General features: G+C 67.8%; 20 protein-coding genes. 3 read left to right on the top strand and 17 right to left on the bottom strand.

Features of this window, described 5'->3' with window-relative positions; genetic code table 11:
• Window positions 1–6: 6 nt before the first annotated feature.
• Window positions 7–1,053: a histone deacetylase family protein gene (locus ACSQ9I_RS04755; protein ID WP_436293787.1), complete on the bottom strand. Its 1,047-nt coding sequence runs from the start codon at window positions 1,051–1,053 to the stop codon at window positions 7–9.
• Window positions 1,053–6,968 (bottom strand): excinuclease ABC subunit UvrA, encoded by a 5,916-nt coding sequence (uvrA, locus tag ACSQ9I_RS04750; RefSeq protein WP_436312424.1) that lies wholly within the window; start codon window positions 6,966–6,968, stop codon window positions 1,053–1,055. The genes ACSQ9I_RS04755 and uvrA overlap by 1 nt, the downstream gene beginning before the upstream one ends.
• Window positions 6,969–7,138: 170 nt before the next feature.
• Between uvrA and ACSQ9I_RS04745 the strand changes: the two genes are divergently transcribed.
• On the top strand, window positions 7,139–8,251 hold the full coding sequence (locus ACSQ9I_RS04745; RefSeq protein WP_436302857.1) for an ABC transporter substrate-binding protein: 1,113 nt from the start codon (window positions 7,139–7,141) through the stop codon (window positions 8,249–8,251).
• Between the two features lie 6 nt (window positions 8,252–8,257).
• On the opposite strand, the gene ACSQ9I_RS04740 is transcribed toward ACSQ9I_RS04745, so the two are convergent.
• The 14 genes from ACSQ9I_RS04740 to ACSQ9I_RS04675 form a co-directional block, all read right to left on the bottom strand.
• Window positions 8,258–8,416, bottom strand: coding sequence for a hypothetical protein (locus ACSQ9I_RS04740; protein WP_170855687.1), 159 nt, complete (start codon window positions 8,414–8,416; stop codon window positions 8,258–8,260).
• Window positions 8,417–8,507: 91 nt separating this feature from the next.
• Complete coding sequence (locus ACSQ9I_RS04735) at window positions 8,508–10,202, bottom strand: MFS transporter (protein ID WP_093109503.1); 1,695 nt, start codon at window positions 10,200–10,202, stop codon at window positions 8,508–8,510.
• Between the two features lie 145 nt (window positions 10,203–10,347).
• Complete coding sequence (locus ACSQ9I_RS04730) at window positions 10,348–10,989, bottom strand: 2-hydroxychromene-2-carboxylate isomerase (protein ID WP_436312423.1); 642 nt, start codon at window positions 10,987–10,989, stop codon at window positions 10,348–10,350.
• Window positions 10,986–11,183, bottom strand: a complete 198-nt coding sequence (locus ACSQ9I_RS04725; protein ID WP_436302855.1) for a DUF1289 domain-containing protein — start codon at window positions 11,181–11,183, stop codon at window positions 10,986–10,988. The genes ACSQ9I_RS04730 and ACSQ9I_RS04725 overlap by 4 nt, the downstream gene beginning before the upstream one ends.
• 5 nt (window positions 11,184–11,188) lie before the next feature.
• Window positions 11,189–11,677 (bottom strand): YbaK/EbsC family protein, encoded by a 489-nt coding sequence (locus ACSQ9I_RS04720; RefSeq protein ID WP_093109502.1) that lies wholly within the window; start codon window positions 11,675–11,677, stop codon window positions 11,189–11,191.
• Window positions 11,677–12,597, bottom strand: coding sequence for a hydroxymethylglutaryl-CoA lyase (locus ACSQ9I_RS04715; RefSeq protein ID WP_436293793.1), 921 nt, complete (start codon window positions 12,595–12,597; stop codon window positions 11,677–11,679). Before ACSQ9I_RS04715 ends, ACSQ9I_RS04720 begins: the two co-directional genes overlap by 1 nt.
• Window positions 12,598–12,618: 21 nt before the next feature.
• A complete protein-coding gene (locus ACSQ9I_RS04710) occupies window positions 12,619–13,548 on the bottom strand; it encodes a 2-hydroxyacid dehydrogenase (protein WP_436312422.1) in 930 nt (309 codons plus the stop codon).
• A 128-nt stretch (window positions 13,549–13,676) separates the two neighbouring features.
• Window positions 13,677–15,671, bottom strand: coding sequence for an acetyl/propionyl/methylcrotonyl-CoA carboxylase subunit alpha (locus ACSQ9I_RS04705; protein WP_436312421.1), 1,995 nt, complete (start codon window positions 15,669–15,671; stop codon window positions 13,677–13,679).
• Between the two features lie 110 nt (window positions 15,672–15,781).
• Window positions 15,782–16,453: a DUF4126 domain-containing protein gene (locus ACSQ9I_RS04700; RefSeq protein ID WP_436312420.1), complete on the bottom strand. Its 672-nt coding sequence runs from the start codon at window positions 16,451–16,453 to the stop codon at window positions 15,782–15,784.
• A complete protein-coding gene (locus ACSQ9I_RS04695) occupies window positions 16,450–17,247 on the bottom strand; it encodes an enoyl-CoA hydratase/isomerase family protein (RefSeq protein WP_093109497.1) in 798 nt (265 codons plus the stop codon). The genes ACSQ9I_RS04700 and ACSQ9I_RS04695 overlap by 4 nt, the downstream gene beginning before the upstream one ends.
• A 144-nt stretch (window positions 17,248–17,391) precedes the next feature.
• Window positions 17,392–17,901 (bottom strand): DinB family protein, encoded by a 510-nt coding sequence (locus tag ACSQ9I_RS04690; protein ID WP_436312419.1) that lies wholly within the window; start codon window positions 17,899–17,901, stop codon window positions 17,392–17,394.
• 13 nt (window positions 17,902–17,914) lie between these two features.
• Window positions 17,915–19,600: a carboxyl transferase domain-containing protein gene (locus tag ACSQ9I_RS04685; RefSeq protein ID WP_436312418.1), complete on the bottom strand. Its 1,686-nt coding sequence runs from the start codon at window positions 19,598–19,600 to the stop codon at window positions 17,915–17,917.
• Entirely contained in the window at window positions 19,597–21,264 is a 1,668-nt protein-coding gene (locus ACSQ9I_RS04680; protein ID WP_436312417.1) for an AMP-binding protein, read from the bottom strand. The genes ACSQ9I_RS04685 and ACSQ9I_RS04680 overlap by 4 nt, the downstream gene beginning before the upstream one ends.
• A gap of 11 nt (window positions 21,265–21,275) precedes the next feature.
• Entirely contained in the window at window positions 21,276–22,448 is a 1,173-nt protein-coding gene (locus ACSQ9I_RS04675) for an isovaleryl-CoA dehydrogenase (protein WP_436312416.1), read from the bottom strand.
• Window positions 22,449–22,578: 130 nt separating this feature from the next.
• Here ACSQ9I_RS04675 and ACSQ9I_RS04670 point away from each other — a divergent pair, with 130 nt between their 5' ends.
• Both ACSQ9I_RS04670 and ACSQ9I_RS04665 read left to right on the top strand, forming a co-directional pair.
• Window positions 22,579–23,637 (top strand): AraC family transcriptional regulator, encoded by a 1,059-nt coding sequence (locus ACSQ9I_RS04670; RefSeq protein ID WP_436312415.1) that lies wholly within the window; start codon window positions 22,579–22,581, stop codon window positions 23,635–23,637.
• Window positions 23,638–23,709: 72 nt separating this feature from the next.
• Window positions 23,710–23,907: a hypothetical protein gene (locus ACSQ9I_RS04665; RefSeq protein WP_436302847.1), complete on the top strand. Its 198-nt coding sequence runs from the start codon at window positions 23,710–23,712 to the stop codon at window positions 23,905–23,907.
• A gap of 16 nt (window positions 23,908–23,923) precedes the next feature.
• Here the strand turns inward: ACSQ9I_RS04665 and ACSQ9I_RS04660 are convergent, their stop codons facing one another.
• The gene (locus ACSQ9I_RS04660; protein ID WP_093109490.1) at window positions 23,924–24,607 is read right to left on the bottom strand and encodes an HAD family hydrolase; all 684 of its coding nucleotides are present in this window, start codon (window positions 24,605–24,607) and stop codon (window positions 23,924–23,926) included.
• Window positions 24,608–24,637 lie beyond the last annotated feature (30 nt).

Raw genomic sequence — 24,637 nt, 5'->3', positions numbered from 1 at the left:
CGCCGTTCAGCCGGCGCGCTGCATGAAGCCGTCGAGCACATTGACCGCGTTGGTACCGACCTCGGCGACCGCATAGCCGCCCTCGAACACGAACACGGTCGGCAGGCCGGCGTGCGCCAAGTCTTCGCCGATGCGCAGGTAGTCGGGCGTGGCGAGCTTGAAGCCGGCGATCGGATCGCCCTCGAAGGTATCGAGCCCGAGCGACACGACCAGCGCGCCCGCCCGGAAGTCCACGATGCCGCGCAGCGCGCTCTGCAGCGCCTCGCGCCAGCGCGCGAAGCCGGTGCCGCGCGCAAGCGGCAGGTTGCGGTTGAAACCCAGCCCCGCGCCCACGCCCTCTTCGTCGGCATAGCCCAGGTAGTAGGGGTACTCGGTGTGCGGGTCGCCGTGGATGCTGGTGAACTGCACGTCGGCGCGCTCGTAGAAGATGGCTTGCGTGCCGTTGCCGTGGTGGTAGTCGATGTCCAGCACCGCGACCCGTTCGACGCCGGCGTCGCGCAGCGCCTGCGCCGCGATCGCCGCGTTGTTGAGGAAGCAGTAGCCGCCGAAGAAGTCGGCGCCCGCGTGATGGCCCGGCGGACGCGTGAGCGCGAAGGCGGCGCGCTCGCCGCGCAGCACATGCGCCGCGGCGGAGAGCGCACAGCCGGCACCGGCCCGCGCCGCCGTCCAGGTGCCTGCAGTGAGCGGCGAGCCCGAGTCGTACGAGAACAAGCCCAGGCGCGCCGGGAAGCTCGCCGGCAGCACGTCGGAGCGAAAGGTACGGATCGGCCAGTACGACGGCAGCGCATCGCGGGCCGCATTGGCAGGATCTAGCGCGACCCATTCGTCCCAGGCGCCTGCAAGGAATTCGAGATAGCGCGGCGCATGGACGCGCGCGATGGCCGCGTCGTCGAACTCGGCAGGGCCTTCGATCGGGCCGAGCCCACGCTCCTTCAGTTCCCGCAGCACGTAGTCCGCACGCGCCGGCACCTCGAAGCAAGGCACCAGCTCGCCGCGGAACATCTCCACCTTGCCGTGGTGCAGCACGTGCTGGTCGTTGTAGACGGTGAGCATCAGGCTTCCTTGCGCGCCCGGACCGGCACGGCCGGCTGCACCGGCACAGGTGGCACAGGTGGCACAGGCAGCTTCAGCACCTCATGCCGGCCGGCCCCGCGCGCCAGCACCGGCGCCAGCGCCACGCCGGTGTGCGTACGCAGCTTCACCACCTCCTCGGGCGGCGCCGCGGCGACCACGCGCCCGCCGCCGTTGCCGCCTTCGGGGCCGAGGTCGATCAGCCAGTCGGCCTCGGCGATCACGTCGAGGTCGTGCTCGATCACCACCACGCTGTGGTCACCGTTCACCAGCCGATGCAGCACGTGGATCAGCTTCTCGACATCGGCCATGTGCAGGCCGACGGTCGGCTCGTCGAGCACGTAGAGCGTGTGCGGCGCCTTGTTGCCGCGGCGCGTGACATCGTCGCGCACCTTGCTGAGCTCCGTCACGAGCTTGATGCGCTGGGCCTCGCCGCCGGAAAGCGTCGGCGAAGGCTGGCCCAGCGTGAGGTAGCCGAGCCCCACGTCCTTGAGCAGCTGCAGCGGATGGCTGATGTTGGGCATGGCGGCGAAGAACTCGACCGCCTCGTCGACCTCCATCTGCAGCACATCGCCGATGCTCTTGCCGCGCCAGCTCACGGCCAGTGTCTCGGGATTGAAGCGCGCGCCGTGGCAGACCTCGCAAGGCACCTTGACGTCGGGCAGGAAGCTCATCTCGATGGTGCGCACGCCGGCGCCATCGCAGCCAGGGCAGCGGCCTTCTCCGGTGTTGAAGCTGAAGCGCGCCGGCCCGTAGCCGCGCGCCTTGGCCTCCAGCGTGTCGGCGAAGAGCTTGCGGATGGTGTCCCAGAAGCCGATGTAGGTGGCCGGGCAGCTGCGCGGCGTCTTGCCGATCGGCGTCTGGTCGACCTCCAGCACGCGGTCGATGGTCTCGTAGCCCTCGACGCCCTTGCAGCCCGCCCAGGCCGGGCGCTTGCCTGCGGCGTCGGCATCGCGGCCGGCCTTGGTCATGCGCTGGACCACGACCGCGTACACGTTGGCCAGCAGCACGTCGCGCGCCAGCGTCGACTTGCCGGAGCCGCTGACGCCCGTCACCGCGACCAGCCGATGCAGCGGCAGCGAGACCGTGACTTCCTGCAGGTTGTGCAGGTCGGCGCCGCGCACGCTGAGCCAGCCGGGCGCGCCGGGCTCGGGCGCCGGCACCGGACGGCGCGGCTGCAGCGGATGCTTGATCGCATCGCGCAGATAACGCCCGGTCTGCGAATCGCCCGCGCGCTCGAGGTCGGCGACCGAGCCCTCGGCGACCAGCCGGCCGCCGCGCTTGCCAGCGCTGGGGCCGATGTCGATGATGTGGTCGGCGCGGCGGATGGTGTCTTCGTCGTGCTCCACCACCACCAGCGTGTTGCCCTTGTCGCCCAGCTTGTGCAGCGCGTCCAGCAGGATCTGGTTGTCGCGCGCGTGCAGTCCGATGGTGGGCTCGTCGAGCACGTAGCACACGCCCTGCAGATTGCTGCCGAGCTGCGCCGCGAGGCGGATGCGCTGCGCCTCGCCGCCGGAAAGCGTCGGCGCGCCGCGGTCGAGCGTGAGGTAGCCGAGGCCCACCTCTTCGAGGAATTCGAGGCGGCTCTTGATCTCCGGCACCAGGTCACGCGCGATTTCCGCCTGGCGACCGGTCAATGCCAGTTGCTCGAACCAGATGCGGATGTCGGTGACGCTCATGCGCGCGAGCTGGGTGATGCCGATACCGCCCTCACCCCAGCCCTCTCCCGCAAGCGGGAGAGGGAGCAGTGCGGGCTTCGGCTCCCTCTCCCCGTTGGGGAGAGGGTTGGGGTGAGGGGCACGCCCGCCGCCAAACAATACCGCCCGCGCCGTCGCATTCAGCCGCGTCCCCTCGCAAGTCGGGCACACCACGTCGCCCACGTCCTCGGCCTCGGGCTCCGCAAAGGTCTGCTCGCGCCCCTTCTGGTCGTCGGCCATCACCGAGTCGTCGTAGACCTTGCGCTGTTCCTTGGTGAGCTTGACGCCGGTGCCCACGCAGTCGGGGCACCAGCCGTGCTTGCTGTTGTAGGAGAAGAGGCGTGGATCGAGCTCCGCATAGCTGGTGCTGCAGACCGGACAGGCGCGCAGCGTGGAGAACACGTGCGTGCGGCCGATGCCGCCGGTCGGCGCGTTGGCCATCATGGCGCCGCGCAGGCCGGTGAGATCGCTCAGCACCTGCACCACGCCCTTGCCGTGTTCGAGCGCCTTGGCCAGCGCCTGGCGCAGTGCGGTCTCTTCCGAAGGCAGCACATCGAGGCTGGCCACCGGCAGCTCGATGCTGTGCTCCTTGAAGCGGTCGATGCGAGGAAAACCGGCGGTGGGCAGGAACTCGCCGTCCACCCGCAGGTGCGTGTAGCCGCGCGGGCGCGCCCAGTCGGCCAGCTCGGTGTAGACGCCCTTGCGGTTGCTCACCAACGGCGCCATCAGGCCGATGTGCTGGCCCTTGAAGTTCTTGAGCAGTTGCGCCGCGATGCTGTCGGGCGTCTGCGGCTGGACCGCGGCGCCGTCGTGGATGCAGTGCTGGATGCCGAGCTTGACGTAGAGCAGGCGCAGGAAGTGCCAGACCTCGGTGGTGGTGCCTACGGTGCTCTTGCGGCCGCCGCGCGAGAGGCGCTGCTCGATCGCGACCGTCGGCGGAATGCCGTAGACCGCATCCACCTCCGGCCGGCCGGCCGGCTGCACGATGCTGCGCGCATAGGCGTTGAGCGATTCGAGGTACCGGCGCTGGCCCTCGTTGAAGAGGATGTCGAAAGCCAACGTGGACTTGCCCGAGCCGCTGACGCCGGTGACCACGCTGAACTTGCCGCGCGGAATGTCGACCGACAGGTTCTTGAGGTTGTGCTCGCGCGCGTTGACGATCTGGACCGCGTCGCGGCCGGACGCCGGCTTCGCGCGCGCCGCATAAGAGCGCGCCGCCCGCTCCGCCACCTTGTAGGCGCCGGGACCGACGGCCAGGTCGTAGTCGAGCAGCGCGGCGCCGGTGAACGAGGCGCGGTTCTCGCGCACCTGCTCGGGCGTGCCAACCGCCACCACCTGGCCGCCGCCCTCGCCGCCCTCGGGGCCGAGGTCGATCAGCCAGTCGCTGGCGCGGATGACGTCGAGGTTGTGCTCGATCACCACCAGCGAATGGCCGGCGTCGAGCAGCTTGCGCAGCGCGCGCATCAGGCGCGCGATGTCGTCGAAGTGCAGGCCGGTGGTCGGCTCGTCGAACAGGAACAGCGTGCCCTTGCGCGCCAGCGGCTGCTTGCTGGCGCTGCCGTTCTTGGCCGCCTCGGCGAGGAAGCCGGCGAGCTTGAGGCGCTGGGCTTCGCCGCCGCTGAGCGTGGGCACGGGCTGGCCGAGCTTGACATAGTCCAGGCCCACGTCGGCGATCGGCTGCAGCACGCGCAGCACCTCGCGGTCGTTCGTGAAGATGGCGGCGGCCTCGGCCACCGTGAGCTCGAGCACGTCGGCCACGTTGAAGCTGCGCTCCGCGCGCTCGATCCTCACCTCCAGGATCTCGGGCCGATAGCGCTTGCCGTCGCAGTCGGGGCAGCGCAGGTAGACGTCGGAGAGGAACTGCATCTCCACGTGCTCGAAGCCCGAGCCGCCGCAGATCGGGCAGCGCCCGTCGCCGCTGTTGAAGCTGAACTTCGATGCGGTGTAGCCGCGCTGGCGCGAGAGCGCCGCGGTGGCAAAGATCTCGCGGATCGCGTCCCAGGCGCCGACGTAGCTCGCGGGATTGGAGCGCGCCGTCTTGCCGATCGGCGACTGGTCGACGAAGACCACGTCGCTCAAATGATCGGCGCCGAGCATGCGGTCGTGCGCGCCGGGCGATTCGGTCGCCTTGCCGAAGTGGCGCATCAGCGCGGGCGCCAGCACGTCCTGGATCAGGGTCGACTTGCCCGAGCCGCTGACGCCGGTGATGCAGACCAGCCGCGAGAGCGGCAGCTCGACCGTGATGTTCTGCAGGTTGTGCTCGCGCACGCCTTCGAGAATGAGGCGCGGCGTGTTCTCGCTCACCATGCGGCGGAAGCCCATGCCGATCTGCTTGCGCCCGCCGAGGTACTGGCCGGTCAGCGTCTCGGCGTCGCGCAGGGCGTCGGTGCTGCCGTCGAACACGATCTGCCCGCCGCGCACGCCGGGGCCGGGGCCCATGTCGATGACGCGGTCGGCGGCCAGCATCACGGCCGGGTCGTGCTCCACCACCACCAGCGTGTTGCCGGCGTCGCGTAGGCGCAGCATGGCCTCGGTGATGCGGTTCATGTCGCGCGGATGCAGGCCGATGCTGGGCTCGTCGAGCACGAACAGCGTGTTGACCAGCGAGGTGCCGAGCGCGGTCGTGAGGTTGATGCGCTGCACCTCGCCGCCGCTGAGCGTGCGGCTCTGGCGGTCGAGCGTGAGGTAGCCGATGCCGACGTCGTGCAGGTAGCGCAGCCGCGTGGTGATTTCTTCGAAGAGCAGCTTGAGCGCTTGCACGTCGCCGTCGCTGACGGTGCTGCTGTTGCCATGGCTCTCGATGCCGTCGAACAGGCGCCGCAGCCGCTCGATCGGCAGCAGCATCAGGTCATGCAGGCACAACCCCGGCAGCGCCTCCAGCTGCTCGCGCGACCACTTCACGCCGACCGGCATGAAGCGCTTCGAGGGTTCGAGCACCGCGTCGGCATCTTCCTTCGTGCCGATACGCCACAACAGGCTATCGAGCTTGAGACGCGCGCCCGCGCAAGTCGGGCACGGCGTATAGCTGCGGTACTTGGACAAGAGCACGCGGATGTGCATCTTGTAGGCCTTGCTCTCCAGGTAGCCGAAGAAGCGGCGCACGCCATACCACTGCTGGTTCCACTTGCCCTTCCAGTTGGGCGAGCCCTCGATCACCCAGGCCTGCTGCTCGGGCGTGAGCTTGTTCCACGGCGTGTCGCGCGGAATGCCGGCCGCCTCGGCATGGCGCATCAGGTCGTCCTGCGCTTCCTTCCAGGCCGGCGTCTGGATGGTCTTGATGGCGCCGGCGCGCAGCGTGAGCTTGTCGTTCGGAATCACGAGGCCGAGGTCGACGCCGATCACGCGGCCGAAGCCGCGGCACATCTCGCAGGCGCCCACGGCCGAGTTGAAGGAGAACATCGACGGGATCGGGTCGCCGTAGCGGATGTCGCTTTCGGGGCAGTGCAGGCCGGTCGAGAATTTCCAGATCTCCGGCGCCGCACCTTCGTCTGCGGACAGCGCGTAGACCGTGAGCCGCCCGCTGCCGCGCTTGAGCGCGACCTCGATCGCCTCGATCACCCGCGCTCTTTCCGCGCCGGCCATGCGGAAGCGATCGGCCACCACGTCCAGCACCTTGCGCGGCCCGGTCGGCGTGGCGATCTCGCGCTCGCTCTGCACGCGCGTGAAGCCGCTGGCCGACAGCCACTGCGTGACCTCATCGGCCGTGGTGCCGGCCGGCAGTTCGACCGGGAAGGTCAGCACCACGCGCGGATCGCCGGCCGCGGCCGCGCGCGAAGCAAGCTCGGCATAGATGGTGTCAGGCGAGTCGTGGCGCACCGGCAGCGCGGTCTCGCGGTCGAACAGCTGGGCTGCGCGCGCGAACAGCAGCTTGAGGTGATCGTTGAGCTCGGTCATCGTGCCGACGGTCGAGCGCGAAGAACGCACGGGGTTCGTCTGATCGATCGCGATGGCGGGCGGCACGCCCTCCACCTTGTCGACCGCCGGCTTGTCCATGCGGTCGAGAAACTGCCGTGCATAGGCCGAGAAGGTCTCGACATAGCGGCGCTGGCCCTCGGCATAGAGCGTGTCGAACACCAGGCTCGATTTGCCCGAACCGCTCGGGCCGGTGACCACCGTCATCTCGCCGGTGCGAATGTCGAGGTCGAGGTTTTGGAGATTGTGCTGGCGTGCACCGCGAATCCGGATGGAGCCCTGTGTCATGAGTGCCTTGGGGGTGGGGCAGACATTCTAGGAAGCCGGCGCGGGCTTCGTGCAAAGCTGCACATGGCCGGTCGAGAGGCAGGGGTTTTCCCGAATAAGGGCTAAGCGACATTTGGTAACAAATAGTGCCCTTGCCTTTCTCCGCTCCCACTCCTCTCTAAGGATCCTCCATGAACAAGATGCGCGTGCTTTGCACAGCCGTCGTGCTGGCGCTCGGCACCATGAGCGCTTCGGCGCAGATCCTGATCGGCCAGACGGCCGGCATGACGGGCTCGGTCGCCGCCAGCGTCAACGAGACGATCGCCGGCGCGCAGCTGGTGATCGATGCGGCCAATGCTCAGGGCGGCATCGGCGGCGAAAAGATCGAGGTGCTGCGCATGGACGACGGCTTCGACGTCAAGCGGGCGAGCGAGAACGCACGCGTGCTGATCGAGGAAAAGAAGGTGGTGGCGCTGTTCATGAGCCGCGGCACGCCGCATTCGCAGGCCATCATCCCGTGGCTCGACAAGAACGACGTGGCGCTGATCGGCCCCTCCACCGGCGCCATGGTGCTGCACAAGCCGGTGCAGAAGCACGTGTTCAACGTGCGCTCGACCTACCAGCGCGAGGCAGAGAAGGCCGTGGCGCACCTGCTCACCATCGGCGTGAGCCGGATTGCGGTGGTGCATGTGACCGACTCCTTCGGCCAGGACGCGCTCGAAGGTGCCATGAACGGCTTCAACAAGGCCAAGGCGACGCCGGCCGCGACGGTGACGGCCGACCGCGACAAGCCCGACTACGCGGCCATCGTGCCGAAGATCACGGCCGCCAATGCGCAGGCCGTGGTGTGGATCGGCTCCGGCACCGCGGTGGTCGAAGGCGTCAAGGCGCTGCGCGCGGCGGGCTCGGCGGCCCAGGTCGTCACGCTGTCCAACAACGCCTCATCGGGCTTCATCAAGCAACTTGGCGAAGCGAGCCGCGGCGTGATCGTGGCGCAGGTGTTCCCCAACGAACGCTCGATCGGCCATCCGATGGTCAAGGAAGCGCTGGCGCTGGCGCGCGCCAAGGGGCAGAACGAGCTTTCGCCGGCCGCCCTGGAAGGCTTCGCCTCGGCCAAGGTGCTGGTCGAGGCGCTGCGCCGCGCCGGCCCGAAGCCGACCCGCGCCAAGGTGCTCGCCGCGCTGGAGAGCATCCGCAACCTCGACCTGGGCGGCGGCCTGGAGGTGAGCTACTCGCCGCAGGACCACTCGGGGATCGATTTCGCCGATCTGTCCATCATCAGCGACGGAAAGTTCAAACGCTGAAGCCGCTTACTTCGGCGCGCTGGCCGCCGGCGCGGCCGGCTCCGGCGCATGCATCGTGTCGCCGCCGTGCTTCTCACCCGACATGTCGACCTTGTCCCCCGCTTGCATGATCACGAACAGGGCAATGGCGGCGAAGATGACGAAGCCGACGGCGAGTTTCCACATGGGTTGAGTCTCCTGAATGTTCAAGAAAAGGGCCTCGTGCCGTTCCGGCGCGAAGCCCCTTTGTTGAACAGAGGGCCGGAGCCCTCCGATTTCAGTCGTTGGCGTAGATGTCGACGTCTTTCGTCTCGCGGATGAAGAGCGTGCCGATGACCAGGGTCATGGCGGCAATCACGATCGGATACCACAAGCCGTTGAACATGTTGCCGGTGCTGGCCACGATCGCGAAGGAGATGGGCGGCAGCAGACCGCCGAACCAGCCGTTGCCGATGTGGTACGGCAGGCTCATCGAGGTGTAGCGAATGCGTGTCGGGAACAGTTCCACCAGCATGGCGGCGATCGGGCCGTAGACCATCGTGACCAGGATCACGAGGTAGGTCAGGATGGCGACGATCACCACCTTGTTCATCTTGGCGGGGTCGGCCTTGGACGGGTAGCCCGCGGCCTTCAGGTCATCGCCGATGCTCTTCTTGAACGCTGCGATGCTCTTGGTGGAGGCCTCGTCGAACTTCGAGCTCACCACGGTGCCGGTCGGCGCTTCGACGGTCTTGTCGCCGATCTTGACGATCGCCTTCGAGCCCGGCGCACCTGCGACGTTCTCGTAGCTCACCGAGTTCTGCGCCAGGTAGCGCTTGGCAATGTCGCACGAGCTTCTGAAGTCGATTTCGCGCGCGACCGGATTGCCCTGGAAGGAGCAGGTCGCGGGATCGGCGGTCACCGTCACGGCAGCGGTCGCCTGCGCCCTGGCCAGGTCCGGGTTGGCCGCTTCGGCCAGCATCTTGAAGACCGGGAAGTAGGTGACGACGGCCAGCAGGCAGCCGGCCATGATGATGGGCTTGCGGCCGATCTTGTCGGACAGCGTGCCGAACACCACGAAGAAGGGCGTGCCGATCAGGAGCGATGCGGCAATCATCAGGTTGGCCGTGATGCCGTCCACCTTGAGCTGCTGCGTCAGGAAGAAGAGCGCATAGAACTGGCCCGAGTACCAGACCACGGCCTGGCCGGCGGTGAGGCCGACGAGTGCCAGGATCACGATCTTGAGGTTCTTCCACTGCCCGAAGGATTCGGTCAGCGGCGCCTTCGAGGTCTTGCCCTCGGCCTTCATCTTCTGGAAGGCCGGCGACTCGGAGAGCGAGAGCCGGATCCACACCGAGATGGCCAGCAGCGCGATCGAAACCAGGAACGGAATGCGCCAGCCCCAGTCGCTGAAGGCCTGTTCGCCGATCCAGGTGCGCACACCGAGGATGACCAGCAAGCTCAGGAACAGGCCCAGCGTGGCCGTGGTCTGGATCCACGAGGTGTAGGCGCCGCGCTTGCCGTGCGGCGAGTGCTCGGCCACGTAGGTGGCAGCACCGCCGTACTCGCCGCCGAGCGCGAGGCCTTGCAGCATGCGCAGCGCAATCAGGATCACCGGCGCCGCGACGCCGATGGTCGCGTAGCTGGGCAGCAGGCCGACGATGAAGGTCGACAAGCCCATGATCAGGATGGTCACCAGGAAGGTGTACTTGCGCCCGATCATGTCGCCGAGACGGCCGAACACGATGGCGCCGAAGGGCCGCACCAGGAAGCCCGCCGCGAAGGCCAAGAGCGCGAAGATGAAGGCCGCGCCCGCATCCAGGCCGCTGAAGAACTGCTTGGCGATGATCGCCGCGAGCGAACCGTAGAGATAGAAGTCGTACCACTCGAACACGGTGCCGAGCGAAGAGGCGAAGATGACTTTCTTCTCCTCCGAGGACATGGGCCGGGGTACGGGCATCGGCCTTCCCCGTGAATCAAGTGTGGCTGCCATTTGGTCGTCTCCTAGGAATTCGGCCCACGGCGTGGGACCTAGGGCGATTCTTGGGGCGGCGACTGACCCAGGGCTTTCGCCAAACTGAATCGACGCTGACGGTTTAAGGTGAAACCCGAAGCGTACGTTTCAGCTTGTAAGAAACTCAGCGATTGCGGCGCAGCAGCGAAGGCCTTTGGTCGGCACCGTCCCACTGCGGGCCTGCGAACCAGGCATCGCCGGCGAGGTAGGCGCGCAGCATCGCGAGGCCGTCGAAGCCCCAGAACAGGCGCCCGTCGACCGCGTAAGCCGGCACGCCGAACACGCCGCTTGCCACGGCTTCGTCGGTGTTGGTCTTGAGCTGGTCCTTAACTTCGTCGCCTGCGCCGTCGCGCACCTGCTTCAAGCGCGCGGCGAGCGCGGCCAAACGCGTGGCATCGCTCGCTTCGCCGCCGCCCTGCCAGACGTCACGGAAGATGGTTTCGGCCACATGGCGGTTGATGTCGCCGTCCGGCGTGGTGGCCAGCGCGAGGCGCAGATGCGGCAGCGGGTTGTAGGGGTGCGAAGCCGGCATCTCGATCGCGATGCCGTTCGCTTGACCCAGCCACAGCACATGGCGGTAGGTCCAGGCCCGCTTGGCGGGGATCTCGGCCGGGCCGAGCTGGCCATGGTGCTTGAGCAGCGCGCCGAGCAGCACCGGCCGGTAGGCCACGCTGTAGCTCAGCCCCTCGAGCGCCCGCGGCAGATGCTCGAAGGCCAGGTAGGCGTAGGGCGAGATGAAGTCGAGATGGAAAGTGATGTGCTTCATGGGCATTCCGCTTCGTCGGGGTGGGCCGCCTTGCGCTCTTCGATGCGCAGCCAGACGGCCTCTTTGGCCGCGTCGTCCATGCGGCTCCAGCCCGCGATCTCGTCGAGCGTACGGAAGCAGCCCTCGCACAGCCCGCTCTGTGCATTCATGCGGCACACCGAGGTGCAAGGCGATGGAACGGCTTGCGCGGACATCGAGCTCACACCACGTCCGCGACCGGTGCGCCGGTCAACCCTTCGAGATCGTGCGGGCGCAGCCGCACCACCGCATGCGGATGGCCGGCCGCGGCCCAGACGTCCTCGAAGCGGAACAGCTCGCGGTCGATCAGCATGACCGGCGGCATGGCATGCGCGAAGGGCGAGACGCCGCCGATCGAGAAGCCTGTTGTGCTCTTGACGAAATCGGCGTCGGCACGGCCCAGCTTGCCGACCAGCGCCTCCACCTTCTTCTCGTCCACGCGCTTGTCGCCCGAGGTCACGACCAGCACCGCCGTGTCGTCGCTCTTGCGGCGGAACACGATGCTCTTGGCGATCTGCCCCACTGCGATGCCCAGCGCATCGGCCGCCTGCTGCGCCGTGCGGCAGGCATCGTCGAGCATCTGCGGCGCGTGGGGATGGCCCCTGTCCTGCAGCAGGCGCGCGACGCGCTGGACGCCGTCTGGAAGCGAAGTCAGTTCAGCGCCGCACATCAATTGGCCCTCTTGATGCGGATGGCCTTCGACACCCGCGAGTTCGGCTCGCGCCCCAGCGCCTCGTTGATGTAGACGCCGGCATCGATCAGCAGATCGAGTTCGATGCCGGTCGCGATATCCATGCCGTGCAGCATGTAGACCACATCCTCGGTCGCGACATTGCCGGTCGCGCCCTTGGCAAAAGGACAGCCGCCGAGCCCGCCCACCGAGGTATCGAACTGCCACACGCCCATCTCCAGGCTCGCGAGCGTGTTGGAGAGCGCCTGGCCGTAGGTGTCGTGGTAGTGGCCGGAGACATCGTCCACGCCGTAATGCTTCAGCGTCGCCTCGAGCGCGCGCTGCACCTTCACCGGCGTGCCGACGCCGATGGTGTCGGCCACGCCGACGTGCTGCACGCCGATGTTCTTCATGAGCCCGGCCAGCATGTCGACGCGCGAGGGCGCAATCTCGCCCTCGTAGGGGCAGCCCACCGTGCACGACATCGCGCCGCGCACGTAAATGCCCTTCTCGCGCGCCGCCTCGACGACGGGCCGGAAGCGCTCGATGCTCTCGGCGATCGAGCAGTTGATGTTCTTCTGGCTGAAGGCTTCGCTGGCGGCGCCGAAGACCACGATCTCGTCGGGCCATTCCTCGCGCGGCGCCGCGATCGCGGCCTCGAAGCCCTTCATGTTCGGCGTCAGCACCGAGTAGCGCACGCCCGGCTTGCGGCGGAGGCCGTGCATGACTTCGGCGTTGTCGGCCATCTGCGGCACCCACTTGGGACTCACGAAGCTGGTGACCTCGATCTCCTTCAGGCCGGCGTCCTGAAGGCGGTGCACCAGGCCGATCTTGATCTCGGCCGATACCGGCTGCTTTTCGTTCTGCAGGCCGTCGCGCGGACCGACGTCGACGATCTTGACTTTGGATGGAAGTTTCATGCTTGCCTCTCGTGGAGCGAATCAGTATCCGCGCTCACGCCCGACCACGCCCGCAATGGGCTCTCCCTTCTCGACCGCCCGGATCTTGTCGGCGATCTGGGCGATCGAGGCCTCGCGCACGGTGCGCGCGGAACCGTGCGGCGTCACCGTGATCTTCGGATGGCGCCAGAAGGGATGCTCGGTGGGCAGCGGCTCGACCTCGAACACGTCGAGCGTGGCGCCGGCCAGCTGGCCGCTGTCGAGCAGCGGTATCAGGTCGGACTCCACCAGGTGCGCGCCGCGCGCCACGTTGATCAAGTAGCCGCCCGGCCCGCCGCCGTTCAGGCGCGACAGGTTCTCGCGGTTCAGGATGCCGCGCGTCGCCTCCGTCAGCGGCAGGAGGTTGACCAGCACGCGGCTCGCGCCCAGGAAGGCGTTGAACTCCACCTCGCCGGCAAAGCAGCGCAGGCCCTCGATGGCCTTGGACGAACGGCTCCAGCCGTTGACCGGGAACTCGAACTGCGCAACAGCCTTCGCGACGCGCTCGCCCAGTACGCCGAGCCCCATCACGCCGACCGCGAAGTCCTCGCGCTCGCGCGGCTTGCGGAAACTCCAGCGGCCTTCGCGCGCGTCGGCCTCGTAGATGTCGAACTCGCGGAAATGCCGGATCAGCGCATGGCAGACGTACTCGGCCATCTGCACCGACATGCCGGCATCGTCGAGCCGCACCACCTGGGCTTCGGGCGGCAGCTTCAGCTTGAGCAGCGCATCGACGCCGGCGCCGATGTTGAAGATGCCGCGCAGCTTCGGCTGCTCGTCGATGAAGGCTTGCGGCGGTGCCCAGACCACGGCGTGGTCGGCTTGTGGCGTGCCCGGGCGCCAGTTCTCCACTTCGGCGCCCGGCAGTGCAGCACGCAGGCCCTCGATCCATGCATCGGGGCGGTTGTCGGTGAGGCAGACGGTGATTCGCATTTGGAGGATTTTCGCTGTTCCGCATTCCATCCCCGTTCGCACTGAGCTTGGCCTGTCCTGAGCTTGTCGAAGGGTCGAAGTGCCGGCCCCGGCTTCGACAGGCTCAACCCGAACGGAGAGGGAGTGGCTCAAGCCGCGATCCGCAGCAGCTCGGCACCTTCCGTGACCTGGTCGCCCGGCGCATAGAGCAGCTCCTCCACGGTGCCGTCCGCCGGCGCCGCGATCGTGTGCTCCATCTTCATCGCCTCCATCACCGCCAGCGGCTGGCCGCGGCTGACCTTGTCGCCGGCCTTGACCGCGAAGGACACGACCTTGCCGGGCATCGGCGCGGTGAGCCGGCCACCCTCGGCCTGCACGTCGCCGGCATGGGCCAGGCGGTCGATGGCGACGATCCGCGTGGCGCCGTGCGCTGCGAAGATGTAGGCCGTGTCCTGGTCTTCGTAGACGTCCAGGGTGTGGCGCTGGCCGTTGAACTGGACTTCGAGCTCGCCCGTGGGGAAGCGGCCGATCACCAGCGGGCCCGACACCTCGCCGACGCGCAGCATCAGCGCGCCATCGTGCAGGTAGCTCAGCTCGGCTGTCTGCGGCTCGCCGCGGAACTCGAAGGCGAAGGGCCGCAGCGCGATGCCGTGCGATTGCCAGCCGTCGCGGCGGCTGAAAGGGTCGGCCGAGGCGCTCGCGCCCTCTTCGAGCAAGGTGTGCGCGATCGATGCCGCGGCCGCCAGCGGCAGGCCCAGCGCCTCCTGGTCGAACAGCACCGCGCGTTCGCGCTCGATCAGCGCGGTGTCGAGCTTCGCGTGGGCAAAGGAGTCGGTGCAGAGGATGCCGCGCAGGAACTGCACATTGGTCGCCACGCCGACGATGTGCGTTTGCGCCAGCGCCGCGTCCAGCCGGGCCAGCGCCTCCTCGCGCGTGGCGCCATGCACGATCAGCTTGGCGATCATCGAGTCGTAGAAAGGCGAGATCAGGCCGCCTTCGCGCACGCCGTCGTCGATGCGAACCCGGCTGCGCTGGAAGGCCGTGGCCTGCGGCTTGCGGTAGACGTGCAGCGTGCCGGTGGCGGGCAGGAAGTTGTTGTCCGGGTTCTCGGCGCAGATGCGCGCCTCGATCGCATGGCCGTGGATCTGCAATTGATCCTGCGCCAGCGGCAGCGCTTCGCCGGAGGCCACACGCAACTGCCATTCGACCAGGTCGAGCCCGGTGATCGCTTCGGTCACCGGATGCTCCACCTGCAGCCGCGTGTTCATCTCCATGAAGAAAAAGTTCATCTCACCATCGCCGCGCTGCTCGACGATGAACTCGACGGTGCCCGCGCCCACGTACTTCACCGCGCGCGCCGCCGCCACCGCCGCCTCGCCCATCTGCTTGCGCATGGCCTCCGTCATGCCCGGCGCCGGCGCCTCTTCCAGCACCTTCTGGTGCCGCCGCTGCACCGAGCAATCGCGCTCGAACAGGTAGACGTAGTTGCCCTGCGTGTCGCCGAACACCTGGATCTCGATGTGGCGCGGCCGCTGCACGTACTTCTCGATCAGCACCGCGTCGTCGCCGAAGCTGTTGATGGCCTCGCGCCGGCACGAAGCCAGTGCGGGCGCGAAGTCGACTGCCCTCTCGACCACGCGCATGCCCTTGCCGCCACCGCCGGCGCTGGCCTTGATCAGCACCGGGTAGCCGATGCGGTCGGCCTCGCGCTGCAGCAGCGCCGGATCCTGGTCGCTGCCGTGGTAGCCGGGCACCAGCGGCACGCCGGCCTTTTCCATCAGTTGCTTGGACTCGGCCTTCAGGCCCATGGCCTTGATGGCCGAGGGCGGCGGGCCGATGAAGACCAGACCGGCATCGGCGCAGGCCTGCGCGAACTCCTCGTTCTCGCTCAGGAAGCCGTAGCCCGGGTGCACCGCCTGCGCGCCGCTGGCCTTGGCGGCTTCGAGGATCTTTTCCCAGCGCAGGTAGCTGTCCTTCGGCGCGCTGCCGCCGAGATGGATGGCCTCGTCGCACGCGCGCACGTGATTGGCATGGGCGTCGGCGTCCGAGTACACGGCGACCGTGCGGATCGCCATGCGACGCGCCGTCGCGGCCACGCGGCAGGCGATTTCCCCGCGGTTGGCAATGAGGATCTTCTTAAACATGCTGCGTCTCCGCGGTGAATTCGCCTCCGCACGCTACGCGTGCCATGCGATTTGGCTTCGCCGCTGCGCCGCTTCGCGGCTGGTCCCCGCGGTTGGCAATGAGAATCTTCTTAAACATGAGGAGTGTCTTCCGGGGAATTTTTCTTGAAATGGAATGCGGATACGACGCCAGGATCCGGCCGTCCGCTGAAGATGCGCGCCACGCGTCCGAACAGCGCCTTGAGGAAGCGCCAGCTCTTTCGGATCAGCCACACGCTGAGCACGAGCACGGCGATGAAGAGCACCGCGAACACCAGCGGATGCGCCACGGCCAACCAAAGGCCGGCCGGCACCATGCTGTCTTCGACCAGCGAGGCGCCGACATTGCTGAAGGGTTCGGGCGAGGTGTTGATGGCGGCGCGCGTGGTGGCCTTGGCCGCATGCGCCGTCGCCGCGAAGCCGCCGCCCAGCAGCGCGGCCACGATCGCCATCACCGCATGGTCGGTGCCGAAGACGCTGGCCGCGAGCGCCGCGCCGGCCGGAATGCGGATGGCCGTGTGCACCATGTCCCACAGCGAATCGAGGCCCGGGATCTTGTCGGCGAAGAACTCGACGAAGACCATGAAGCCGCTGGCCGCAATGACCACCGGATGCGCGAGCAGCTGCAATCCGCCCGGCAGCGGCACCCAGCCGAGGTAGCCGGCCAGTCCGGTCAACAGCACGACCAGGTAGAGCCGAATGCCGCTGGCCCAGCCGATGGCGGCGGCCAGCGCGAGCAGTTGCGGCAGGTCGAGCGAAGTCATTTTTGCCCGCCGAGCCAGGAAGGCTTGCGCTTCTGCAGGAAGGCCTGCACGCCCTCGCGGCCTTCCTCGCTGGCACGGATGTCGGCGATCCCCTGCACGGTCTTCGCGATCAACGCGTCGTCGATCTCGCGGCCTGCCACGTCGGCGATCAACTGCTTGCAGGCGCGCACCGCCGCCGGACTGGCGCCGGTGAAGGCCTTCACCAGCTCGGCCACCTTGGCATCGAGCGCGTCGGCTGCCACCACCTCATGCACGAAGCCGATGCGATGCGCTTCGGCCGCGGTGAAGCGCTCCGCCGTGAGGAAGTAACGCTGCGCCGCGCGCGTGCCCATCGCGCGGAGCACATAGGGACTGATGGTCGCTGGAATCAGGCCGATCTTGACTTCGCTCAGGCAGTACCAGGCCGTGTCGACCGACACCGCGACATCGCAGGCGGCGACCAGCCCCATGCCGCCCGCGTAGACGTCGCCCTGCACGCGCGCGATCACCGGCTTCGGGCTCTCATGGATGGTGCGCAGCATCGCGGCCAGACCGCCCGCATCGGCCATGTTCTGCTCGTGCGTGAAGTCGGCCGCGCGGCGCATCCAGTTGAGGTTCGCGCCGGCGCAGAAGGCCGGGCCGTTGGCGCCGAGCACGATCACGCGCACGTCGGCCGCGGCGCTCGCCTGCGAGAAGGCTTCGCCGAGCTCGCGGATGACGACATCGTCGAAGGCATTGCGCAGCTCCGGCCGGTTGAGCCAGATGCGCGCGACGGCGCCTTCGATCTCGAGTTCGAGCGTGGTGAAGTCGGTCATGTCAGTTCCTCAGGCGCATTTGGCGAGCAGGCCGAAGCCCATTCGGGAAACACCGCGGAACCGGCTTTGCCGGGCCGCTGGTGCTGCCCCCTGCAAGGGGGTTGGCGTAGCGACACGAAGTGCGCGAAGCCTCGGGGGGTGGGTTCATCCTTTTGCTTCCTGTTGCAGCAGATAGACCCAGTCGATCTCAGGGCCCGGCTGGACCATGGCCGTCAGCGCGGCCGTCAGCTGGCCGCGGTGATGGGTCGCGTGGTTGAACACGTGGCCGAGCGCCGGCGCAAAAGGAATGCGCACCTCTTCGCCGTTGTTGCGCGTGTAGACCAGCTCGCCGTCGTAGCGCTCGGGCGCGAGCGTCTCGAGCCACGGGCTCCAGCGCGTCACCGCTGCACCCAGCGCCTCGCACAGCGCGGCGCGCTCGGCGTGCAGCTCGGTGTCGAGCGGGATGCGCGGCGAACGGCCTTCGGCGAAGCGCGCGTACCAGATGTTGTCGGCCACCAGCAGGTGGTTGACCGTGCGATGGACCGAGCGGAAGAAGAGGCCGCAGTCGCGATGCCAGTCGGCATCGGACAGCCCTTTCAGATTGGCGTCGAGCAGCGTGTGCGTGGCCCACACGTGGTAGCGGCCCAGGCTCGCGAAGTAGTTCGGAAGCGACATGGGGGCCTCTGCCTCACATGCGGAAGATGCCGAACTTCGGCTCGGGAATCGGCGCGTTGCGCGCGGCCGCCAGGCCCAGCGCCAGCACGCGGCGCGTGTCGGCAGGGTCGATGATGCCGTCGTCCCACAGCCGCGCCGTCGCGTAATAGGGATGGCCCTGCGCCTCGTACTGCTGGCGGATCGGCGACTTGAAGGCCTCCTCCTCCTCCGCGCTCCACTGCCCGCCCTTGGCCTCGATGCCGTCGCGCTTGACGGTGGCCAGCACGCTCGCGGCCTGCTCGCCGCCCATCACGCTGATGCGCGCGTTGGGCCACATCCAGAGGAAGCGCGGCGAGTAGGCGCGGCCGCACATGCCGTAGTTGCCGGCGCCGAAGCTGCCGCCGATGATGACGGTGAACTTGGGCACGTTGGCGGTGGCCACCGCCGTCACCATCTTGGCGCCGTGGCGCGCGATGCCTTCGTTCTCGTACTTGCGCCCGACCATGAAGCCGGTGATGTTCTGCAGGAACACCAGCGGGATCTTGCGCTGGCAGCACAGCTCGATGAAGTGCGCGCCCTTCTGCGCCGATTCGGAGAACAGGATGCCGTTGTTGGCGACGATGCCCACCGGCATGCCCTCGATCTCGGCGAAGCCGCAGACCAGCGTTGCGCCGAAGCGCGACTTGAACTCGTGGAACTCGCTGCCGTCGACGATGCGCGCGATGATCTCGCGCACGTCGAAGGGCTTGCGGGTGTCGGTGGGGATCACACCGTAGAGCTCGTCGGGGGGGAAGGCGGGTTCTCTTGAACCCGTTCGGGCTGAGTCCCCACCCGTTCGGGCTGAGCCTGGCCTGTCCTGAGCTTGACGAAGGGTCGAAGCCTGCACCGGCACTTCGACAGGCTCAGTGCGAACGGCGCGATTCAAGTTCGCCACCGCCGAGCGCGCCAGTGCCAGCGCATGCAGGTCGTTCTGCGCCAGATGGTCGGCCACGCCCGACAGCCGCGTGTGCACGTCGCCGCCGCCCAGGTCTTCGGCGGTGACCACCTCGCCGGTGGCCGCCTTCACGAGCGGCGGGCCGCCCAGGAAGATGGTGCCCTGGTTCTTGACGATGATCGACTCGTCGCTCATCGCCGGCACGTAGGCGCCGCCGGCCGTGCACGAGCCCATGACCACCGCGATCTGCGCGATGCCTTGCGCGCTCATGTTGGCCTGGTTGTAGAAGATGCGGCCGAAGTGATCGCGGTCGGGGAACACCTCGTCCTGGTTCGGCAGGTTGGCGCCGCCCGAATCGACCAGGTAGATGCAGGGCAGGCGGTTCTGCTCGGCGATCTCCTGCGCGCGCAGGTGCTTCTTGACGGTGACGGGATAGTAGGTGCCGCCCTTCACCGTCGCGTCGTTGCACACGATCATGCAGTCGACGCCGCTCACGCGGCCGATGCCGGCGATCAGCCCCGCGCCGGGCGCCGCGCCGTGGTACATCGCATGCGCCGCGAGCGGCGCGACTTCGAGAAAGGGCGTGCCGGGGTCGAGCAGCTGCGCGACGCGATCGCGCGGCAGCAGCTTGCCGCGCGCCGTGTGCTTGCTGCGCGCGGCCTCGCCGCCGCCGGCCTGGACCTTGGCGAACTGCGCGTGCAGGTCGTCGACCAGTGCGCGCATCGCGGTGGCGTTGGCCTGGAAATCGGCCGAGCGCGAGTTCAATTTCGTTTCGAGTTTGCTCATGCGGTTTTTTCTTCGTCCAGGCCGAGCTGGTGTTTCATCGCTTCGCGGATCTTGAATTTCTGAATCTTGCCCGTCACCGTCATCGGGAACTCGGTGACGAACTGGATGTACTTCGGCACCTTGTAGTGCGCGATCTGGCCCTTGCAGAAGTCGCGCACCTCATCAGCCTTCAGCGCCTGGCCCGGCTTGGGAATGATCCAGGCACAGAGCTCTTCGCCGTACTTCTTGTCGGGCAGGCCGACCACCTGCACGTCCTGCACCTTCGGATGGCGGTAGAGGAATTCCTCGATCTCGCGCGGGTAGATGTTCTCGCCGCCGCGGATCACCAGGTCCTTGATGCGGCCGACGATGTTGACGTAGCCCTCGGCATCCATGGTGGCGAGGTCGCCCGTGTGCATCCAGCCTTCGGCATCGATGGCTTCGTGCGTCTTCTCCTCGTCTTCCCAGTAGCCGTGCATGACGGAATAGCCGCGCGTGCAGAACTCGCCCGAGACGCCGGGCTTGACGATCTCGCCCGTTTCCGGGTCGATGATCTTGATCTCGATGTGCGGCTGCACCGTGCCCACGGTCGAGACGCGCTTCTCGAGCGGCGTGTCGGTCGAACTCTGGCAGCTCACCGGGCTGGTCTCGGTCATGCCGTAGGCAATGGTGATCTCGCGCAGATGCATCTGGTCGACCACGCGCTTCATCACCTCGGTCGGACACGGCGAGCCGGCCATGATGCCGGTGCGCAGCGTGCTGAGGTCGAACTCCTTGAAGCGCGGATGGTCGAGTTCGGCGATGAACATCGTGGGCACGCCGTGCAGGCCGGTGCAGCGCTCGGCCTGCACCGTCTGCATCACGGTGAGCGGGTCGAAGCCGTCGTTCGGATAGACGATGGTCGAGCCGTGCGTCAGACAGGCCAGATTGCCGAGCACCATGCCGAAGCAGTGGTAGAGCGGCACCGGGATGCACAGCCGGTCTTCCGGCGTGAGCTTCATGCATTCGCCGATGAAGAAGCCGTTGTTGAGGATGTTGCGGTGGGTCAGCGTCGCGCCCTTGGGGAAGCCGGTGGTGCCGCTGGTGAACTGGATGTTGACCGGATCGCTGGCCTTGAGCGTCCGGCCGATCTGCGCGATGCGCGGATCGTCGGGGTTGCCGCTCGCCAGCAGCGCGGAGAAGCGTTGCGCAGCCGGCACCTCGTCGCCGGCGCCTTCCTTGTCGATCCACGCGATGTGCTTCAGCAGCGGGAGGCGCTGCGGGCCCAGTTCCCGCAGCATGCCGAGGTAGTCGCTGGTCTTGAACTGCGGCATCGTGACCAGCGCCCCGCACGCCACCTTGTTGAGCGCGTACTCGAGCTCGGCGGTGCGGTAGGCCGGATTGATGTTGACCAGGATGATGCCGACCTTGGCGGTGGCGATCTGCATCAGCACCCAGGGCGCGTTGTTGTGCGACCAGATGCCGACGCGGTCGCCGGGCGCGAGCCCCAGGCCGAGCAGCGCGCTGGCCAGGCGATTCGACTCACGCTGCAGTTCGAGGTAGCTCAGGCGCTTGTTCTCGTGCATGCTGACCAGCGCGTCGCGCTCGCCCTGCCGCGCCGCCATGTCGTCGAAGAAATCGCCGATGGTCTGCTCGATCAGCGGCACGTCGGTGGCGCCCTTCGCCAGGCTGCGCGTGACGGTCATGAAGAACTCCTTCAGGCGGTTTCGGCAAACAGTTCGCGGCCGATCAGCATGCGGCGGATTTCGCTGGTGCCGGCGCCGATCTCGTAGAGCTTGGCATCGCGCCACAGCCGCCCCACCGGGAACTCGTTGGTGTAGCCCACGCCGCCCAGCGCCTGGATCGCCTCGCCGGCCATCCAGGTGGCCTTTTCGGCCGAATAGAGGATCGCGCCCGCGGCGTCCTTGCGGAAGGTGCGCGCATGGTCGTTGCGGTCGCAGGCCTTGCCCACCGCATACACGTAGGCCCGCGTGGCCTGCCAGGTCGAGTACATGTCGGCCAGTTTGCCCTGCATGAGCTGGAACTCGCCGATGCTCTGGCCGAACTGCTTGCGCTCGTGCACGAAAGGCAGCACCGCGTCCATGCAGGCGGCCATGATGCCGAGCGGGCCGCCGGAGAGCACCGCGCGCTCGTAGTCGAGGCCGCTCATCAGCACCTTGGCACCGGCGCCCTCGCCGCCCAGCACGTTTTCTTCGGGCACTTCGCAGTTGTCGAAGTAGAGCGGGTAGGTGTTGGAGCCGCGCATGCCGAGCTTGTCGAGCTTGGTGCCGGCCGAGAAGCCATTGAAACCCTTCTCGACGATGAAGGCGGTCATGCCGCGCGCGCCCATCTCGGGCTCCGTCTTGGCGTAGATCACCAGCGTGTCGGCGTCGCCGCCATTGGTGATCCACATCTTGCCGCCGTTGAGCACGTAGCGGTCGCCCTTCTTCTCGGCGCGCAGCTTCATGCTGACCACGTCGGAGCCGGCGTTGGGCTCGCTCATCGCGAGCGCACCCACGTGCTCGCCGCTCACCAGCTTCGGCAGGTATTTCTTCTTCTGCGCTTCGCTGCCGTTGCGGTGGATCTGGTTCACGCACAGGTTGGAGTGCGCGCCGTAGGAGAGACCGACCGAGGCCGAGGCCCGCGACACCTCTTCCATCGCCACGATGTGGGCAAGATAGCCGAGCTCGGTGCCGCCGTATTCCTCCTTCACCGTCATGCCGTGCAGGCCGAGCTCGCCGAGCTTCTTCCAGAGGTCGTGGGGGAACAGGTTTTCGCGATCGATGTCGGCCGCGCGCGGCGCGATCTCGTTGGCGGCGAAGTTCTGGATCGCATCGCGCAGCGAATCGATGGTCTCGCCCAGGTCGAAGTTCAGGCCGGGGTCATGCATGGGGTTGTCTCCTCTCAGGCGGTGTGGCTCGCGCCGGAAATCCCGCGCGGGAAGCCGCAGCTTACGCCCCCTGCCGTTGCAATTGGCGCCACAATGGTTGCATATTGCGTCATCGAGATCGCGTTCTTCCATGTCGTCTTCCCTCTTCAAACCGGCCGTCCGCGCCGCCACGCCAATGGCCTTCGTGCGAGCGATCGTGCTGGGCTACGAGCGCTACGGCATGGACCCGTCCCGGGCCCTGGAAGTGGCACAGATTGCGCCGCGCGATCTGAAGAATGCCCAGGCCCGCGTGACGGCCGCACAGTTCGAGGTTCTGTCGGGTTTCGCGATGCAGGAGCTCGACGACGAGGCGCTCGGCTGGTTCGGCCGCCGCCTGCCCTGGGGCACCTACGGCATGCTGTGCCGCGCCTCGCTGAACTCACCCAACCTCGGGGTTGCCATCAAGCGCTGGTGCCGGCACCACCGGCTCCTGACCGAGGACATCGCGCTCGAACTGAAGGTGGCCGGCGGCGTGGCGACGGTGTTGATCCGGGAGCACGCCGCGCTCGGCGAGCTGCGCGAGTTCTGCCTGGTGTCGAACCTGCGCTTCCTGCACGGCTATGCCTCCTGGGTCATCGATTCGCGGGTCTCGCTGCGCGAGGCCAGCTTTCCCTTCGAGGCGCCGCCGCACCGCGATGCCTATCCGCTGATGTTCGGCGGCGAGCTGCGCTTCGGCGCCGAGGCTGCCAGCTACAGCTTCGACGAGCGCTACCTGGCCCTGCCGCTGCAGCGCGACGAGCAGGCGCTGCGCACCATGCTGCGGCGCGCGCTGCCGCTCACCGTGCTGCAGTACCGCCGTGACCGGCTGCTGGGCCAGCGCGTGCGCGAGCTGTTGCGCACGCGCGGCAGGGAGGCGGCCACGGCCGAGGCGCTGGCTGCGATCCTGAACCTGTCGGCCCGTACGCTGCATCGCCAGCTGCAGGAAGAAGGCGTGTCGCTGCAGGCGCTGAAGGACGAAGTGCGGCACGAGCAGGCGGCCGAGCAGCTGCGCCGCACCGAGCGGCCGATCAAGCAGATTGCGCTGGCGGTGGGATTTCGCAACGAAAAAAGCTTTTCCCGTGCGTTCCGGACCTGGGCAGGTGTAACACCCGGCGCATTTCGTCGCGGCGGCGCATCGGAGGCCGGTCGCAGGCTTGCCTCGCGAGGATGATCCGTGACAAAGTTCATCGCTGCGCTCGCACCTGCGCTCAAGGCGCGAGCCCTCCCGCCCTAGGATCGAGGCATGCACACTCCCGACACCGACACCTCCGAATACGCGGCCCTGGTCGAATTCGCCGCCACCTCGGGCCGCTCGCGCATCCATCCCGCGGTGGTCGAGAACGCCGACAAGCTGATCGCCCGTTTCTGGTCGGCACGCGCCCAGGCCATGACGCAGGCCCTTGCCGCGATGGCCAAGGCCGCCACGCAGCGCGCGAACTGAAGTTTTTCTTTTCCGCTCAGCGCTCGCGGGCGGCCAGCAGCGCCGGCAGCTGCGCCATGTCGCTGAACACCTGCGTCACGCCAACGGCCAGCAGCGCCTCCGGCCCGCTGTGGCCGAGATCGGAAGGGCTGTAGCCGAACACGGTGGCGCCCGCGGCGACGCCGGCCGTCGCGCCGGTCACCGTGTCCTCGACCACCGCGCAGCGCGCCGGATCGACGCCCAGCGCCGCGGCAGCGGCCAGGTACACGTCGGGCGCGGGCTTGGAGCGCGGCATCTCGTGGCCGCTGAAGATCCGGCCGGCGAAGCAGTCGAGGATGCCGATCTTGTCGAGCTGCAACTCCACCTTGTGGCGGTCGGCGCCCGAAGCGCAGGCGATGCGCCCGTCGAACGCCGCGTGCAGCGCGCGCACCGCGCCGGCCGCGTTGGGGATCGCGACCAACTCGCGTTCGAGCGCCTCGTTGCGGCGGCCGCGAAAGCCGTGCAGCCATTCGGGCGTGATGGCGAAGCCGGTGTTGGCCTCGATCAGCGCGGCCTCGTCCTTCACCGCCTTGCCGGTGAAAAGGCGCATCGACTCTTCCACCGTGAGCTGCCAGCCGAGCTCGCCGAGCATCTCGGCGAGCACGCGGTTGGTGATGGGTTCGGAGTCGACGAGGACGCCGTCGCAGTCGAAGAGGACGGCGTCGAAGGGGATGGAAGGCATGGGGCGATGGTATCAACCACCCTCTGCCTT

This window comes from Variovorax sp. LjRoot84 (assembly GCF_964254305.1).
Taxonomy (GTDB): domain Bacteria; phylum Pseudomonadota; class Gammaproteobacteria; order Burkholderiales; family Burkholderiaceae_C; genus Variovorax.
This window is presented reverse-complemented; position numbering and strand designations above follow the sequence as displayed.